Origin of the sequence: Acinetobacter sp. 148, from assembly GCF_031196675.1 — a bacterium.
GTDB lineage: Bacteria > Pseudomonadota > Gammaproteobacteria > Pseudomonadales > Moraxellaceae > Acinetobacter > Acinetobacter baumannii.
Genome location: NZ_JAVIMT010000032.1, coordinates 48,395 through 64,988 on the forward strand (window position 1 = coordinate 48,395; position 16,594 = coordinate 64,988).

Here is a 16,594-nt window from a genome sequence, read left to right on the forward strand (position 1 = left end):
CTTCAGTTTTAACTATTTAAAAATGATTGGCGTCAGCCATATTCCACATACGATAATAGAAATTATCATCATCATTTTTCAGTTCAGATTGTAAAAGCTCACCTTCTTTTAAGAAGAAGTGTAATTGAGCATAGTTTTTAATTTCACGGTCATTAATCCGTTGAGCTAAATGATGAGCTTTAATATCCGATGGATGACGTAAACCTGCCGCAGCAATCATTTCTGATAATGCATGTAATGTATTTTTGTGGAAATTAAATACGCGTTCTGCTTTGGTCGGTACATGGAGTGCTTTCTGGCGATCTTTATCTTGGGTTGCAACGCCTACAGGACATTGGTTTGTATGGCAACTTTGCGCTTGAATACATCCAACTGCAAACATAAAGCCACGTGCTGAGTTCACCCAATCTGCACCGAGTGCAAATGTGCTGGCAATATCAAATGCACTAATAATTTTACCGCTTGCACCAATTTTAACTTGATCTCTTAGGCCAGCACCTACAAGTGTGTTATGAACAAAACGTAGGCCTTCACGTAATGGTGTTCCGATATAGTCACTAAACTCAATAGGGGCTGCGCCAGTGCCACCTTCAGAACCATCAACTACAATAAAATCAGGCACAATTTTTGTTTCAAGCATTGCTTTTACAATACTCATAAACTGCCAAGGTTGACCAATACACAGTTTGAAACCTACCGGTTTACCACCAGATAAAGTTCGTAACTTCTGTAAGAAATGCATCATTTCAATTGGTGTCGAAAAGCTTGAATGCTTGGCAGGAGAGATACAATCATGGTCACGGGAAACACCACGGATCTCGGCAATTTCAGCAGTAATCTTATGTTTAGGTAAAATACCGCCATGGCCCGGTTTAGCCCCTTGCGAAAGCTTAAGCTCAATCATTTTGATTTGTGGCAATTGAGACTGCTTAGCAAACTTCTGTTCATCAAATTTTCCATCTAAAGTTCGGCAGCCAAAATATCCACTGGCAATTTGCCAAACAATATCACCACCATTTTCTAAATGATAAGGGCTGAGACTACCTTCACCGGTATCGTGATAAAAACCGCCTAATTGTGCTCCTTTGTTTAATGCACGTATTGCATTCGCACTCAAACTACCAAAGCTCATGGCAGAGATATTCATAATGGATGCACTATAAGGTTGAAGGCATTGGGCATTACCAATTTGGATACGGAAACTCTTAGGATCCGCTGGTGGACATGGACTAATGGAATGAACAATAAAGCGATAATCTTCTTGGTAGACATCAATAATTGATCCAAAAGGTTTATCTGCATTCTCATTTTTAGCACGTTGATAAACCAAACTTCTTTGCATACGCGAGAAAGGAAGGGCATCTTGATCCGCTTCAATAAAGTATTGGCGAATTTCAGGGCGTATATCTTCAAATAAAAAACGGAAATGGCCCATAATCGGGTAATTTCTTAAGATTGAATGTCTATTTTGTAGGACATCATATAGACCTAATAAGCTTAATGCGCTACTGACGACCCATAAACCGTTGAGTAAAGTATCCGAAATAAAATAATAAATACTATGAGGTGTATATACGGTTCTAAACCACGTGATTGTGAGTGCAGTAAAAATACACAAGAACCAAATAGAGTGGCGTGAAAAGAATGTATTGAGAAATTTATGTCGAATGATTTGTGCCGGACTCGCCATATGTGAACAAATTCCTAATGTTTTACTGGCACATACCTTGCCAAGAAGCAGCCAAAACTACAAGTAGGGAATTGTTTAACCGGTATTTTATTCATTAATCTTTTACCAACTGATCATCTCCCTAATACGAGAAGCTGATGAGTTGGCAAAGATCAGAGCTTTATTAAGCTTTAAGAGGGAGCTGTTTTTTTATGAGCAAAATAAATAAGGTGATGACTAAGCTAAATCCAAAAATAGGTAAACTCAGCCCTAGAATAGCAAGCATTAATGTCGTAATTATTCTTTGTTGTGTAGTTGCATGTTTCCATACGAACAAAGTTTGGTTAATAAAATGATGGGTCGTAAGTTTTACATTGGAGGTTTTAAACCAAGCTTTATACGCATAAACAATCATTACACATAGCCCGAGTGCATACAGAACCAGAATTAATTGATTGACCCAACCGAATAGTACCCCAATATGTGCATCAACTCCCCAGCGTGTAAGTTTTGCAACTAATGAATAATCTTTAAAAGCGAGTTTATCGATTACCTTGTGTTCATGTATATCAATCGCAATACTATCTGCTTGGGTGGGCCATTTGCGCTGTATTTCCGCAACAGTCCAAGCTTGGTTCGCAGCAACTGGCGGTTTGATTTGTATTTCTGTTGAATTAATCCCATTTGCTCGAGCAATTGCTAATACTGAATCGAATTCAGCTGGCATGATGTCTAAATTTGGCGTTTCCATGATCATTTCGTGATGTTCATGATGAGACATTTCTGGCAATGAAATCTGATTTAGTGAGGTGATCAATGTTGGTGTTTGCCAGTTTAACCATTGACGGGCAATACGAATATTATCACCCGCCCATTGAGACCATGTAAGACCAGTAATCGCAATGAACAATAAAAGTGGTAGTAAAGCTAACCCAATAGAACTATGCCATTTTAATAAGTGATTTTTATTTGTTTGTCTATTTTTGAAGTTTGAGCGACGCTTCCACCAACTATATAGCCCACTTAAAGTTAAAAAACCAAGCCAACTTGCAGCAAGTTCACTATAAAAACGTCCCCATTTTCCTAATAATAAATTGCTGTGTAATTGATCTAAGAATGTACGTAACGGTAATACGCCACTGGTTCCATACACAGCAAGTTGTCCTTTTACAGAAAGCGTATAAGGATCAATAAAAACGGCTTCATTATTTAGATGGTGTGTATGATCGGAAAAAATAACCCGCGTAGTTTGCACAGGGCTTGGTGATGGTCTGACTTCTGTAATTTGTGCAGTTACAGGCATGACTTCTCTTGCGCTTTCAATCTGCTGGCTTAGAGGGTATATCTCATTATTTAAAGGCTGAACATTTAATGCATCTTTATAGATGAATTGCTCTAACTGAGGCGTAATTGCATATAGTAAGCCAGTAAATGCGGCAACAAATATAAATGGGGCAATAAAAATACCGGCATAAATATGTATGAGACGGAAGAGACTACGCCAAAAGCTAGAAGTAGGGGACATTTTAAAGTGATATCGAGCAAACTTTGTCGTGAAGTATATCTACTTTAAATTGTATTTTGAAATTGCACTTTTCATTGGTTAGCTTGATTGTAGATTTTCTAAAGTATCATTGTGCTGAATTACTAGCAATGCTGTTGCTTGGTGTTATGAAATATCTCGTAAATTTTGCTCTCTAAATACACAGCTCATATGATCAATACAATATTTAGTATAGATATTTATGAAAAAGCACTTTATAGAAAAATTTTTATTGTTAAGTTTGTTTTAAATATTATTCTTTTAATTTATCTAGAGAAACTAAATAGCCTATGATTTATTTCTTAATAATTATAATTTCTTAATTTATTCTAGTACCAATAGATTTATGATGTTGGTTTGAGTGAATACAGCTAATGAGTAAGAACTCTTTTATGGATATTAATGGTTTATGTCTAAGCTTTTTGAGAGAGTTTTATATTGTTACTAATTTTATTGGTTAATATTTTAAGAAAAATTATCTTATTAATTTTTATAATATTTAGTGCTTAATAAAATTTTTAAATGAAGCTTCTAGACTAAAAAACAAAAGTATACACTCTTGTTTTTTAGTCTAGTATTTCAATGTTATTAAATTAAATGGCGACTAATTCCTCAATTTTCTCAAGATCGATTATTTTTTTAATATAAGACCAAGTTTTTTCAGCATTAATTAAATTTTTATCAATTGTTCCATCATTAATAACTCCATCGAGGATATTAAGAAATAGATTGGTTAATGCAGCTGCGTCTTCTACCTGAATTTTAATTAAAATAGAAAAAACAAGCTCATAGAGCCATTCTCTATATTCATTAATAGGATTTTTAACGGATGGATAAAGTTGTACTACTTCCATAGTTGCCTTTTTAAATAAGCATCCATTAAAGTCTTCTGTGTAAATCCAGTCAATATACCAATTAAATAAGCTTCTGAGTTGAACTAAAGGTAGGTCATTGGTATTGATTCTTTCTAATATAGCAGACTGTATATCAGAATTCCTTTTGTAAAGGCATGATTCTATTAGCTTTTCCTTTGAGGGAAAATACTTGTAGAATGTCATCTTTGCAACATTGGATTCAGCAATAATTCTGTCCACTCCAATAGAGTTATAGCTTTTTTCATTAAAAAGGGCAGTTGCTGTTTTTATAATAGTGTCTCTTTTTGACATCGATTTCCCCGTAGTAAATCTTTTGAAATCCGTTTCTTTTTTAAGGCTAGTGCTCTGGCAAAAGTCAGTTTAATCATATTGAAAACGCTAATGTAATACAACATGTGAGAGCCTAAAAAAATAGTATTTTTCGATATTAATTGTTATTTGATTCATTAAAAAAATTCATTAAATTATCCATTGATTTGTAGTAATAATAAACCTAATATCAAATTGTTTAGGGATGAGTATACAATTTTATTTAGTAGCAAATGAATGCACGATTAAAATAATGGGGAACTCATAACCTAACTATAAGAATTAATTTGTTATTGAGAATGATTATGTCAAAAAAATTTGAAGATTTCGATAATCCAAGACAAAAGGCATTACTGGGGATGAAGAATAGTATTCCTACAGAACAGTGGGAAGAAAATCTAAAATTTCTCAAACAATTAAGAGCGAGAATTGCTGAATTACCAGTATGTAAACATCCGGCGATCGAAGTTTTAAATAATGGATTGCTTGATAAATTCACTTTAACAAGAATTCATTTAGAATATCGTCATGCGATTGTTCAGATCTTTACTGATGCCTTATTAATGGCCCAGTTCCAGACAAAACAATTGGAGCCTAAACTCCATTCTGGAGCTAAAATGTTTCCACGTGTTTTATTAAGTTTAAATGTACTTGATGAATTTGGTTTTAGACCAGGAACAGACCCAGACAATTATTATCTAGGTAATCCGGAGTATGCACATTATCCTTTATATGAAGATTTATTAAATGATTATGGTTTGAGTGAGAAGGACCGTAGAGAGTATCAACCTTCAAAAATTGCAGATCAGGTAAGAAATTTTCTAGAATCATCTTATGATAGTTATATTAAAGTAGTTGCTTTACTTGCAGTGGCGGAAGAAGAAGTGATTCTTTTTAGCCCACCACTTCGTGAAGCGACTAAAGCCATTGGTGTAGATGTTGAAGGTGGCGGCTATTACCATGTTCATGGGGTATCTACTGACGAAACCTCAGAAGCAGCAGATGATGATCATGAAGATGATCTCTGGTTTGCGTTAGCGCAAGCAATAACTAAAGAAGACTATGAGAGCTTAACAACGCTTTGTATGGATTATTGTGCTTTATGGAATGAGTTTTGGGATGCACAAATTGCTGATATTCACTACTTAGAAGCAAAGAAGTTAGCATAACTTGTATTCATAGTAAGACGAATAATTGATAAAAACTAAAAAGCCTATTCATATATGAATAGGCTTTTTTAATACTTTAAATCCAGCCCATCTATAAACTAATAACCTGAAGTATTTCATTTAATACATTATTTGCATCTGTTGGAAATGATAGAATTACGAAAGTCAGTAGGTTGATATGTATAGAGCTTAAAAACATGCATCCTATAAGTGTGAGCAAATGAATACATTCATATACAGCTATCTAAAATTTTTAACCTATTGAAAGTAAAAAGGTTTATGTCTTGTTCCCACCATTTATAATCCAAACCAGATTAGGCGGATTCTACTTCTTTTATAATATACCTGTGGTTTTTGTATTTTTATTAAAGTAAATGAAAACAATAATTTATAATCAAAAAATGACGTATTTTATTGTTAACTGAAAAAGCTTGTAGACTATTTGTAGACTGTTGAGAAACATGGTTAAATCAAATTTCGCTAAAACAGGTTTAAGACATGAAACTCAACAAATCTACTGTTGATGCTATTCCATTAACTGAAAAAGGTCAAAAAATATATAGAGATGCAGAACTGATCGGTTTTGCTGTTCGGGTAACTAATAAAAGTAAAACCTATATTGTTGAAAGGAGGCATGAAGGTGAACTCTATCGAGTGACAATTGGTAAAACTACCGATATTCCTGCAACAAATGCTCGAGCAAAAGCTCAGATGATCCTGGCGAAAATTTCAAACAATGAATATGAAAAGCCTATCAAATTAAAGAATGTTGCTAATCCTTTAGATATTACAGTGAATGAAGCTCTTCAAATTTATATTGATAGAAATGACTTTAGACCAAAAACAATTAGGCAGTACCGTAAGTACTTTGATTTATATTTGGGGTGGGGCAACAAAAAGCTTTTCCAGATATCTAAGCAAGAAGTACTGGATCGATTTATTGAGGTATCAGAAGTAAGTGAGTCGTCAGCAAATGGTGCTGTATCTCTTTTAGGTACCTTATGGAAGTATATTCATGTTCTTTATTCAACAGATGAGAACCCGATTCTTAAAAGTAATCCAGTTGACATTATTTCCGTAACCAGAGGTTGGAATAAAATAGCAAGTAGGGATAGACATCTCCATAAAGACATCATTCACAAATATTACAATGCGGTGCTTCATTATGAAGATGAGTTGAATCTGGAAAATACTGCTAGGTCAAACACGCATCGGGATATCGTATTGATGTGCATGTATACGGGATGCCGTAAACAGGAGGCATGTTGCTTAAAGTGGGCTGATGTAGATATTAAAAATGGTACTTTAACTTTTAGAGATACCAAAAATGGTTCAGATCATACTTTTCCTATTGGTGATCATCTACACAGTATTTTGCGTGAACGTTGGTTATTAAGAGAAAACGATTGGGTTTTCCCAGCTACTAAGATGCCTACTTCGTGGAATATGCATGCGACTAAGGTAGATACATTATTGAATAGAGTGGGTAAAGAAGTTGACTATTACGTTTCAATGCATGATTTCCGCCGTACATTTGCCACTATATGCAACCTTTTAAGATTTAATATTTATGTGACAAAAAGACTTCTTAATCACACGGCTAAACCAAGAATTGATGTGACAGGTGGATATGTTCAAATTCCAGATGAGGAATTAAGAGCTTCAATGAACATGATTGAAGCGGTGTATCAAGGTAAGATTGATTGCTTTAATTATCAATCTGTATGGGCAGAAAGATTAAAAGAAATAAAGGCGGTCTAAACCGCCTTTAATCAAATAACTAATTTAAGTTTAGAAGGATTTTGTGGCTGTAAATCTAATTGCGTAATTTTATTTAATAGATCTAGAGATATATTTAATTCATTAGCTATATCAATTGCTGAAATTCCTTTTTTACTTAAAGCTTTGAAACATGTATTTAGTAAAGTTGGAACTTCTTTAGGTATTTCATGATCTTCTGATTCTAAAATAGCCTCACCAGTACGCTTCAAATGAATAAAGCCACTACGATAACTTGTTTCATTTAAAAGATCTAAAGATTTAGCTCTATAGAGCAAAGCTGCCTTACTTATTTTCCAATTTGTTTTCATCTCACTTAATTTATTCCAATTAAATCTACCATTAAAGCAATTACGGAAATGAGAAATCATCATTTCTTGTGGAATAAGTAAAGCACTAGCAAAACGATGCGCTTGCGACTCAGTGAGAGTGTCACCTGTAACACAACCATCATGTAGTACAAGATGTCCTAATTCATGAGCTAAATTAAAACGCTGGCGACAAGTACTACTAATTTCGTTATTAACAAAGATTGGTCTTTTAGATGCAATAGATAGAGCATCGACTTCGCTTGAAACACTTGGAAAAGTAGTTACAAAAATTCCAAGCATTTCAGTTAATTGAGTCATATCGCTAATAGGTCCCAACCCTAAATTAAAATATTTTCTAAATTGAAGCGCAGCATTTTCAATATCTTGAAAATTCTTTACAGATTCAACAGAAGGTATTGAATACTTAGGGAGCCTTAAATTTGCCTCTATAAATTCTACTAACCTTTTTAAATATTCACCCTGAGCGATCACTGATTGCTTTGTAAAAATTTTGGCAGTTTTGTTGCTTCGAAAATTGATTTGTTCTTCTTGTAAAATCGGATGAGAACTGTAAAAAATATCCGTTTTTACATTGAAGAAGTTGCTAAGTACATCAATTAAATCAGGTGTAGGAACAACTTGGTTCATTTCAATTTTATGCAAGAATTGGCGTGACTTACCAACATGAATTGATAAGTCCTCTAAAGACAAATGATTAAATTGACGTAAGAGCCGCAATTCTAGACCATTAAAATAAGTATTCATTTTCTCATCAACTTTTGCCTATTTGCTGTTGAAGATTTACTTGATTCCGCTTGCATCATCTAAATCATCATCAGCTAATAGATCATCAATATTATAGCGTTTCAATTCTGCTGGTTCTGGCAATATAGCCGCTGGATCAAAAATAAATCTAGAAGTCTTATTAGATGTCCAAGCTGTAATCGGCTGTAATTTCTGGTTAAAACCAACAAAAGCGATAAATGTTTCTTCGTCATCAGTTTTAGCTGGAACCAAAATGAATCGCCAAAAAACAGGAACTTTTGAATCAGATTCAAATAATTCTAGATTGTAACTTTGCTTAAAAAAGTTTGGTCTTTTCGGTTTTAAATGATCAGATTCTTTAAAAAAACGGATACCAGGTGTGTTTCCAATTTTAAAGGTGAATTTATTTGAAGAATCTTCTAAATATGTTGGAGATGGGGCATTGCCACTACGAATTTCACGAGCAAACCTATTACGGCATCTTCCAAAAATTGCACAACTGATAGTGTAATTATCATCATCTTTTCTACTAAGATCTTGAGTAGTTTGTGAAAAAACTTCTAGCATATGGTTAGCAAAAAAGCTTAATGTTTCATCATTCAGTGATGCATCATAATAGCTTGGAGGGGGATTCTTCGATAAATCCATAATTAAGTCCTAAAGAGATTTGGGCAATCAAAATTTATTGCAAATTTTGAAAAGTGTCAACTAAAACTTTTTGCAATTTTAATTATTTGTCACCCAATATTTATCATGGAAACTACAATTATTTCTTAACTGAATCCTTATACAGTTGCAAGTTGCGCTGTATTAAGCACAGTCCTGCTTTGCTCATACTTTAAAACGTCTTTCTTTTTATATGAAACACGTCTTCCAATTTTCGAAAAAGGCAGTGATGATTGATCACAACGCATTCTGGCTAATGTCCATGGTGAGCAATCTAAATAAAGCGCCACAACTTCTTGAGGGAACTTCTGTTCTTCATTAGCCATTATGAAGCGATCCAAATATTCTTGTTGCTCTGCATCAGATAGATTTCTCAGATCTTTTAACATTTACCCCTCCTTACTTTCCGCTTTAACTTCTTTTGCAAACAACGCTTCAGCACCATCTTCCGTAAACCCAATATCTATTAAGAAAAAGCCGTGCGGTGCGATTGGATTCCATTTAGATAGGTCTGAGGAGTCCATAATCTCCAAAAATAGATCATCAGAAACACTCCCTTCTAAATAAAGTCGAACGGTGACAATATTGAAATGCTGCTTAAGTTGATCCCATTCGCTTTGGCTCAACCATTCTTGGTCAGCATAATTGTCATCCAAATATTTCAGATATTCAGGATGCACCCAATAACCCATTTCATCCCGGATGATCTCAGTTGGTTTTAATTGATTAATCAACCCTCAGCTCCCGATTCGCTTGCCACTTCAACCATTAAAGAATAAATAGGCGTGTAATGATCACGAGTCCCATCGCCCCAATGGAATCCACTATTTTCTAAACAGCTAACAACGCTGTCTGGAATCTCTTTCGGTACCAAACAGTAACCCTCTGGCACCGCCTGAGCTTTGGCTTTATTACAAAAGCTCCATAATTGTCGAGCCTGTTCACGCATAAAGAAGACTTCACCATCTATAATTGAATAGATGAAAAGATCCTTATTTTTGTACGTGTCAGCTAAATTAGGCACAAACCAAAGCTCCATAGCTTCTTTTTTAAAAGTTTCAATTTGAGCTTCTAGCTCTCTTCCCTTATTCAAATCTGTCATGCTGCCACCTTTTGATAACTGAATTTCATTGAATTAGAAATGCCACGCATTCGAAGCTGGTTAATAAAACGTTTATCCTTATTCATCCAAACCCGGCAAAATGAAGTAAATCTTTTTTGACAGACTTCATTCATTTCGAAACCTTTTTTTGTTTTTATTAAAGAAATCTTTGCCACTTCTTTGCCACGCTTCATAACGATGTATCCTTTTTTATAAGAAGGATAGAAACCACTTTCGGACATCCAAACAGTGAATGGGTATGACATTGAGTCAGGGATGTACTTCATCATGTTAGAATCTCCAAATGGAATCTTTAAGTTTCGCTTTGAAGAGCAAAGCTTCAGTTTCATTAAGTGATACATTTAAGAAAACTTGGGTTCGTTTACCTATCACAGTAAAAGTTCTAGTTTTGCTATTATAAATTTGAATCATTGAGGCGACTCCAATAAAAAGTTACCTTCAACCTCAAGTTCTTTTCTTCTTTTTATAACCAGCTCCATTAGACGTTCTTGTATACGTTCATCAGCTTCAGAAATATCAATTTCAAGGGCATCTAATGTAGTCAGGTCCTTTGCTTGTCTGATCTTTTCCCCAATAGAAATATTTTCTTTTGATTGACCAGCAATAATGACTAAGTGTTTATTTAACTCAGTTAAAAAAGATTTTTGATGTTCAGAAGCCCAGTCTTTCGTTTCCTCAATAAGACTATTAGCTGCATCTGCAGTTTTAGTTTTCTTTAGCTTTTCAATATGGCCAGCTAACGGAGACTCAACAGGTTTGTCATTATGGTAACGAGTCCAATTTTCCTCTTTGTTATTGGCCTTATTCGCAGTTTTTTTTGCTTGAGTTGAGATAGTTTCTTTATCTGCTTTAGGTTCAATTGGTCCCAAAACGTTTAGGATGTTGTCGTCATCTATATTTGTCAAACCTACTTCACCACTAATAATTGCGTTAAGTAAATTCTTAAACTCCTCACACCAATAAAGTGATTTAACAAATACCCGCAATTCACCGAAATCATGCGATTTTCGTTTAATAAATGCATCTGCAGCTGAACGAGTTAGATGGCAATTAACATCTTCCCAAAAATATTTACCATGGCAAATATGAATATTGCGTTCATTCCAATCAGATAAAATGTTTATTTGAGTAGAAGCTTTTACATCGAGGAAAAGTTCATCTTCCTCTTCAATTGCTAAACCATTTAAAGCATGCTTATCTGTAGCTTTAAGAGATTCAAAAAAATCATCAATTGATTTATATGTTGATTCATCATCGGCATCTACAATATTAGTGATTTCTACAGAATCACTAGCCGGATCTAAACCCCAAACAATCTTTTTTTCTTGAACAACAAAAATTGGTGAATCAGTACCAGCGTTATCTTTTTCCCAAGAATTTTTGAGTTGTTGGGTAAACTCCGCCCATGTTTCAGGCGTAAATAGAGTAGGTTTCATAGTTGCTAACCTTTAAATATTTTGAAGCTCTTTACGCAAATGTGGGTCAAGGTCATCTTTATTCAGGAGCCATGAGATATATGGGCGCGGTAATTCTTTAAGAGGCGTTCCTTTGTGTTTACCCCATGTCATTATTTTGGGTAAACGTACAGCTTCAGACATGAGAAATAAGGAGTTCAAATCTTTAATTCCCAGTCGTTCAATTAGAGCTATTAGGATAATCCCAGTAAAATAAACATCCGCCCGTGCTGAATGTGCATGTCTTAAATGCTTACGTGCTTCTTCACGGTTACTCATTACGAAATAGTACAGAACAGCCAATTTATGACTTGTTAAATCAGGCCATACGTCCCTTGCTAAAGCTAAAGTACAAATAGTCTTTGCCTTAATTGCTGGTCCACATTTATTTAGAGCTTTGATGTCGTAATCAATATTGTGACCGACAATGAATTCAACCCCTTCAGGTAACCGGAACGATTCGCAACTTGGTTGACCTTCAATATCCGCTTCAATGATGTTGTGTACAGCCATTGCTTCTAAATCAATCGGTTCAGGACAAGAATAGAAACGGTTAAAAACTTCATCTTTATGAACTAACAATTGACCATTCTCTAAGCTAAAAGGCGCATAAGCGATTTCAATTGGATAACCATTTAATTTGTTGGTTTCCGTATCTAAAATAATTGCTTTCATTGATCATGCACCATTTAACTGTTAGGCCAACAAAAGCCGCAGTTGTGACATTCCCATTGAGCACCAGAGCCAGAATGACTAACACCTAAAGTGCATTTGTCATTAGTACATCTTGGACAAGTACCATAAATCACACGAAAAGATTTAATAACTAACATAAATATCCCCAACTAGCGCGTACCAAGAAAACCACGACTAATTTTGTAAGCTTTTCGGTCAGGGGAAGGTATGTGCGTTTTTTGAAGAATTTGACCTAATTCACGTCCTCTACGATATTTAATTTCGGTTTCTAGATTTCGTAAAATCCACTCTTTTGTATTTAACGTATATTGTGAAACAGGAGTTAATTCATTGTTTTCATTAACCGTATAAACACGAGTTAAAGTGTGATTTGCAGCATAAACTGTATAGCCAAGACGGACTTTGTATAAACCATGTTCTTCATCCTTCCCTACGAATTCACGGAAAGTTGATTTATGGTTTACTTGACCATTCAGATTATTTTCGTAACGTTTAGATCCTCGTAAATAGTTTGTTCTCATTGTGCACCACCTAATTTAACTACATGTACTTGAACATCAACAGGTTCGCCTGAGTTAAATTGTTGTTGCCAATGTTGCGTCTTCTGCTCACGCACTTGAGCCTCTGCATCACACGCATAAAGGAAAGCAATAGCTAATACACTAAATATAAGGAAGCATAAAACATACGGCCATTTACTATCTTTTTTAAACTTTAGATCCTCTGCTGATGGATGCTGATAAAGTTTAGAAGTAGCTGGTTTATTTGTTTTATTCCCGCTAAGTTCTGGTACAAAACAAATAGGGGTAGATGGGGCAGATTGACTGTTTATATATTTCTGATTCATAATAATTTGCCTTGATACGTACAGTATTGGTAGAAAAAGCCTCGATAGCCGTCCAAAGTCATTGAGGCTTTTTCATTTGTGTTAGTTCAGCGTTTACAGAGATTAACGAAGGTTTATATCTGTACTTAAAACTGTTCTTTTTAATGCGCTCTTCATCAATAAAGTCTTTCGCATTAATTTTTGTGATTTCTAAGTCCTTCCAATTAGGAAAGTCTTCACTTGTATATTGAACAAGACGACCACAAGCCATAGCTCGCAATGCCTCTGTAACGCTTATTAAGCCTTGTTCATCTGTAACTTTGTTCAGGTTGTTATCCATGAGAGATTACCTCTGGACGTTTGCGTCGTATTGGTTGAAAAAAGCCCCGATAGCCTTCAAAAGTTTTCAGGGCTTTTATTATTTTTTAAGATTTAAATGACCCAATTCGTACAGGGTTTTCAGGAAGTAAAGCTATTACTTCTTCTTTGAAATCTTCAATAATTTCATTACGTAATAACTCTTCTTTGACAATTTGAATAGCAAACTGAGGTGTGCTGCCAGAGCTATTCACAATTAAACGTAATTTGATTTCTCGTTCTGCAAGACCTAAGTAAGCTGAATCTTGGATGGTGAAATAAGCCGGTAATACGCCTTTTTTTGCAGATGCTGCAATTTGGGCCATTTCAGATTGAACCTGACGTGTGTTTTCTACTTCAGCGTTACTAGTAGTCGATGCTTCAATTTGCATATTTCGTACTGCAACAAGGGCATCTTTAATATCAATGACATTATTATTTTCATCAAATGCATTAAGTACTTGAGCCCAATCTTCAATGAAAACAGCAAAGTTGCGTTGATCTAATTTATTGTCTTTAAGTTGATTCAACTTTTTCCATACAACAGTTGATTCTAAACATAAAGATGCTAAGTAGTCACAATGGCCTTGGGTTTGTCCTTCGCCATGGAAGTTAAGAACTGCAATAGCTTTTACGTCATTTTGATTAACAAAAATTGGTGTATCTTTACCGCCTTCTGCAATTACAAAATCCTTAAAGTCATTAAATGTTGGTGTAGTAAATTCACCATGAGGACGGAAGCGAGCATCCATAAATTTTTCAGCAGCTATAACACTATAGTCATGATGCAAAGCTACAAGCTGACCACGCTCAAGTTGAATTACAGGTTTAGCTAAACCTAGAAATTTTTCGATTTCGATTTTTTCAGACATGAAGGTCTTTCCTTTAGTTGAGTAAAAAGATTTTAAAAATTAAGCTTTTTCTTCAAAAAGCTGGTCAGTGTGTTTAGCAAAAAGCGATACATCACCACGTGTGTTTACATACATAGGTGTTTTGTCACCGTGTTCTTCGACACTTTTACCTTTTGGGAGTGGGGCATTTGAAATTAGTTTGTGCTCTACAGTAACGTTGTTGTGACCAACGCCTTTAGAGAACTTTAATTTAATTGTGATCTCGCCGACTTTTTGTGTATCAACAGCAGCACTTGCAACCTTGCTAACTGCATAGCCAAGTTGTTTTGCAAAGGCACCGCCATCGATGTCATTAATAAATTCTTCGCAATCTGTAGAGCGTAATGTACTCATTTTTTATTCACCATGAGATGTGTTGGTGAAATTATTATTCATCAATGAATAGATTAAATCAACAACAAATTATTCACTAATGAATTAATTGTATATAAAACAACCAATATGATTTATTTAGGGCAAAAAAATACCCAGTATTAAACTGAGTATTTCGTATATATTTACATGTATTTACAAGGGTTAACATTCAATTGAACGGAATCCAATCATTTTTAGTTTTTGATCAAATTATTTTTAGTCAAAATCATTAATCTTGCTAACTCATGATTAAAACTATTTAAAGCTTCTTTTATATTTAAAGATGCTAAATCATGGTTTTCAAAATTATCTAAGATGAAAGATTGTTCAACTAACGGATGGTGTTCATTAGAAATATTTTTAATATTTAAAAGAATATTAGCAGCTAATTCAGGTTGAGTTTTTATAACTTCTTCTGCAAAAGTTGTTAAAACAGTATTAATTCCTTGAAATTCAGTTACTTTCAACATCTTATTTATCCTTAAAACTCTCTATGCATACCAACGACTTTACCAACCAACTTACATTCTTCTGTTAGCTTAATAATTTGTTCAGGCCATTTAGTATTTAGTGGCTCTAAATATTTTTCTTCTCCATCTTCAATTATTAATCTCTTAAATGTAGCTTGTGTATCACCAGCACAAGAAACAATAACTAAATCATTGGTTTTTAAATCAAAAACTGGGTAGTCTGGATTTACATATATTCGATCACCTGGTTCAAATTTAGGTAACATTGATGTACCAGTTACAATAAGTCCATAACCATTTTTTCCAGCTTTCTTCATTGGTGGAAGCCATTCAAGTACTTCAGTGTCCTTCAATACTGTTTGAACATCTGTAAATGAACCTGCTGCAACCCAAGAAATAACTGGAATTTGCTCTCCATCTAATTTGATTTTATTTGATAGATTTACATTGTTATCTAACACCAATTCATCTAAATCATTATTAATATTATCAATGGCTTCTAAGTCATTATTGAGCAGTGTATTGGCATCATAGCCTGCCCAAGAGGCTAATTTTTCAACGGTAGATATCTTTGGTTCTTTATATTGCCCATTCTCCCAACGAAAAAGTGTAGGTTGTGGTACTCCAGACTTTTTACTAAGACCTGTAGTAGTAGTGCTGTATTTTTTTAACAGGTACTTAACGTTTTTTTGAAGGTGCATTTTTCCAACTCCAAGATGGATAGCTAATTTTATTCAAAAATGAATATTTTTTGTGAAACAATTCATTAATGTATTGACAACTATTCATTAGTGAATAAAAATATGCCTTAACACGGAGGCATTTATATGTGCATGAATATTCAAGATAAGGTTATTTACCTTTCAAATAGTCGAGGTTTGACTCAACAGCAAATCTCAGAAAGAACTGGGATTTCTCAAAGTTCTGTTTCAAAAATTGCAAGTGGCGAACAAAAAGAAGTTGCTTATAACAAAGGTGTTGCTTTAGACGCGTTAGTTGCCTCTGAACAGAAAAGAGAATATGAGGAATCCAAGACAAAACAATTAAATCGATCTGCATAAAAACCAATTTTAGGAATGTATGAGGCATAACCATGGCTGAAAAACTTCTTGCAAATGCATCATCGAAATTAACTTTAGAAGAAAAAGCAAAGATGGAATGGATTGCCAAACTAGAAGGCAAGAATTCCTTATCTAATCTCATCCGTTCTATGTGTAAGAAAAAGATTTCAGAAGTAGAAGGTGAGATGGCAGGTAAAAGCTCTCTCGAGGTAATTAAAAACATTTGCACTAGAAAAGTCTGATATACGCTGAATTA

General features: G+C 34.4%; 21 protein-coding genes and 1 pseudogene. 4 read left to right on the plus strand and 18 right to left on the minus strand.

Translation table 11 applies throughout. The features are described from left to right. Positions 1-16 precede the first annotated feature (16 nt). The 3 genes from RFX69_RS05990 to RFX69_RS06000 all read right to left on the minus strand — a co-directional run bounded on the left by RFX69_RS05990 (position 17) and on the right by RFX69_RS06000 (position 4,378). Positions 17-1,690 carry an FMN-binding glutamate synthase family protein gene (locus RFX69_RS05990; protein ID WP_000157984.1) on the minus strand — a complete coding sequence of 558 codons (1,674 nt, stop codon included), beginning with the start codon at positions 1,688-1,690 and terminating at the stop codon, positions 17-19. A 163-nt stretch (positions 1,691-1,853) separates the two neighbouring features. Next, the gene (locus tag RFX69_RS05995) at positions 1,854-3,194 is read right to left on the minus strand and encodes a PepSY domain-containing protein (protein WP_000075452.1); all 1,341 of its coding nucleotides are present in this window, start codon (positions 3,192-3,194) and stop codon (positions 1,854-1,856) included. Between the two features lie 611 nt (positions 3,195-3,805). Then, complete coding sequence (locus tag RFX69_RS06000) at positions 3,806-4,378, minus strand: TetR/AcrR family transcriptional regulator (protein WP_000043926.1); 573 nt, start codon at positions 4,376-4,378, stop codon at positions 3,806-3,808. 323 nt (positions 4,379-4,701) lie between these two features. Between RFX69_RS06000 and RFX69_RS06005 the strand changes: the two genes are divergently transcribed. Together RFX69_RS06005 and RFX69_RS06010 are read left to right on the plus strand one after the other, a co-directional pair. Then, positions 4,702-5,565 (plus strand): iron-containing redox enzyme family protein, encoded by an 864-nt coding sequence (locus RFX69_RS06005; RefSeq protein ID WP_000037356.1) that lies wholly within the window; start codon positions 4,702-4,704, stop codon positions 5,563-5,565. 498 nt (positions 5,566-6,063) lie between these two features. Beyond that, positions 6,064-7,326 (plus strand): tyrosine-type recombinase/integrase, encoded by a 1,263-nt coding sequence (locus RFX69_RS06010; protein ID WP_000773627.1) that lies wholly within the window; start codon positions 6,064-6,066, stop codon positions 7,324-7,326. Between the two features lie 11 nt (positions 7,327-7,337). Here RFX69_RS06010 and RFX69_RS06015 read toward each other — a convergent pair whose 3' ends face one another. From RFX69_RS06015 to RFX69_RS06085, 15 genes are all read right to left on the minus strand, one after another. Beyond that, on the minus strand, positions 7,338-8,420 hold the full coding sequence (locus RFX69_RS06015) for an XRE family transcriptional regulator (protein WP_001099514.1): 1,083 nt from the start codon (positions 8,418-8,420) through the stop codon (positions 7,338-7,340). A gap of 36 nt (positions 8,421-8,456) precedes the next feature. Next, positions 8,457-9,068 carry a hypothetical protein gene (locus tag RFX69_RS06020; RefSeq protein ID WP_000365984.1) on the minus strand — a complete coding sequence of 204 codons (612 nt, stop codon included), beginning with the start codon at positions 9,066-9,068 and terminating at the stop codon, positions 8,457-8,459. A 137-nt stretch (positions 9,069-9,205) separates the two neighbouring features. After that, entirely contained in the window at positions 9,206-9,475 is a 270-nt protein-coding gene (locus RFX69_RS06025; protein ID WP_000910239.1) for a DNA-binding protein, read from the minus strand. After that, a complete protein-coding gene (locus RFX69_RS06030) occupies positions 9,476-9,820 on the minus strand; it encodes a hypothetical protein (protein WP_270899840.1) in 345 nt (114 codons plus the stop codon). It lies immediately after the preceding gene. After that, entirely contained in the window at positions 9,817-10,188 is a 372-nt protein-coding gene (locus RFX69_RS06035; protein WP_000130797.1) for a hypothetical protein, read from the minus strand. The genes RFX69_RS06030 and RFX69_RS06035 overlap by 4 nt, the downstream gene beginning before the upstream one ends. Continuing rightward, complete coding sequence (locus tag RFX69_RS06040) at positions 10,185-10,478, minus strand: hypothetical protein (RefSeq protein ID WP_000978816.1); 294 nt, start codon at positions 10,476-10,478, stop codon at positions 10,185-10,187. Before RFX69_RS06040 ends, RFX69_RS06035 begins: the two co-directional genes overlap by 4 nt. 138 nt (positions 10,479-10,616) lie before the next feature. Next, a complete protein-coding gene (locus tag RFX69_RS06045) occupies positions 10,617-11,645 on the minus strand; it encodes an ead/Ea22-like family protein (RefSeq protein WP_031984817.1) in 1,029 nt (342 codons plus the stop codon). Positions 11,646-11,657: 12 nt separating this feature from the next. Then, entirely contained in the window at positions 11,658-12,338 is a 681-nt protein-coding gene (locus RFX69_RS06050) for a PolC-type DNA polymerase III (protein WP_270899839.1), read from the minus strand. Positions 12,339-12,508: 170 nt separating this feature from the next. After that, the gene (locus RFX69_RS06055) at positions 12,509-12,880 is read right to left on the minus strand and encodes a hypothetical protein (protein ID WP_001260061.1); all 372 of its coding nucleotides are present in this window, start codon (positions 12,878-12,880) and stop codon (positions 12,509-12,511) included. Further along, positions 12,877-13,206, minus strand: a complete 330-nt coding sequence (locus tag RFX69_RS06060; protein WP_001072363.1) for a hypothetical protein — start codon at positions 13,204-13,206, stop codon at positions 12,877-12,879. The genes RFX69_RS06055 and RFX69_RS06060 overlap by 4 nt, the downstream gene beginning before the upstream one ends. A gap of 58 nt (positions 13,207-13,264) precedes the next feature. After that, a complete protein-coding gene (locus RFX69_RS06065) occupies positions 13,265-13,525 on the minus strand; it encodes a hypothetical protein (protein WP_000369787.1) in 261 nt (86 codons plus the stop codon). 85 nt (positions 13,526-13,610) lie between these two features. After that, positions 13,611-14,414: a DUF2303 family protein gene (locus RFX69_RS06070; RefSeq protein ID WP_001290757.1), complete on the minus strand. Its 804-nt coding sequence runs from the start codon at positions 14,412-14,414 to the stop codon at positions 13,611-13,613. Between the two features lie 39 nt (positions 14,415-14,453). Then, complete coding sequence (locus RFX69_RS06075; protein ID WP_000105905.1) at positions 14,454-14,786, minus strand: hypothetical protein; 333 nt, start codon at positions 14,784-14,786, stop codon at positions 14,454-14,456. Positions 14,787-15,001: 215 nt separating this feature from the next. Then, positions 15,002-15,277, minus strand: a complete 276-nt coding sequence (locus RFX69_RS06080) for a hypothetical protein (RefSeq protein ID WP_000922095.1) — start codon at positions 15,275-15,277, stop codon at positions 15,002-15,004. 11 nt (positions 15,278-15,288) lie between these two features. Continuing rightward, positions 15,289-15,978, minus strand: a complete 690-nt coding sequence (locus tag RFX69_RS06085; protein WP_000550612.1) for a S24 family peptidase — start codon at positions 15,976-15,978, stop codon at positions 15,289-15,291. Between the two features lie 126 nt (positions 15,979-16,104). Between RFX69_RS06085 and RFX69_RS06090 the strand changes: the two genes are divergently transcribed. Both RFX69_RS06090 and RFX69_RS06095 read left to right on the plus strand, forming a co-directional pair. After that, positions 16,105-16,338 (plus strand): helix-turn-helix transcriptional regulator, encoded by a 234-nt coding sequence (locus tag RFX69_RS06090; protein ID WP_000335919.1) that lies wholly within the window; start codon positions 16,105-16,107, stop codon positions 16,336-16,338. Between the two features lie 32 nt (positions 16,339-16,370). Next, positions 16,371-16,577, plus strand: a pseudogene (locus tag RFX69_RS06095) (hypothetical protein); the annotation flags it as partial. Between the last annotated feature and the right edge of the window lie 17 nt (positions 16,578-16,594).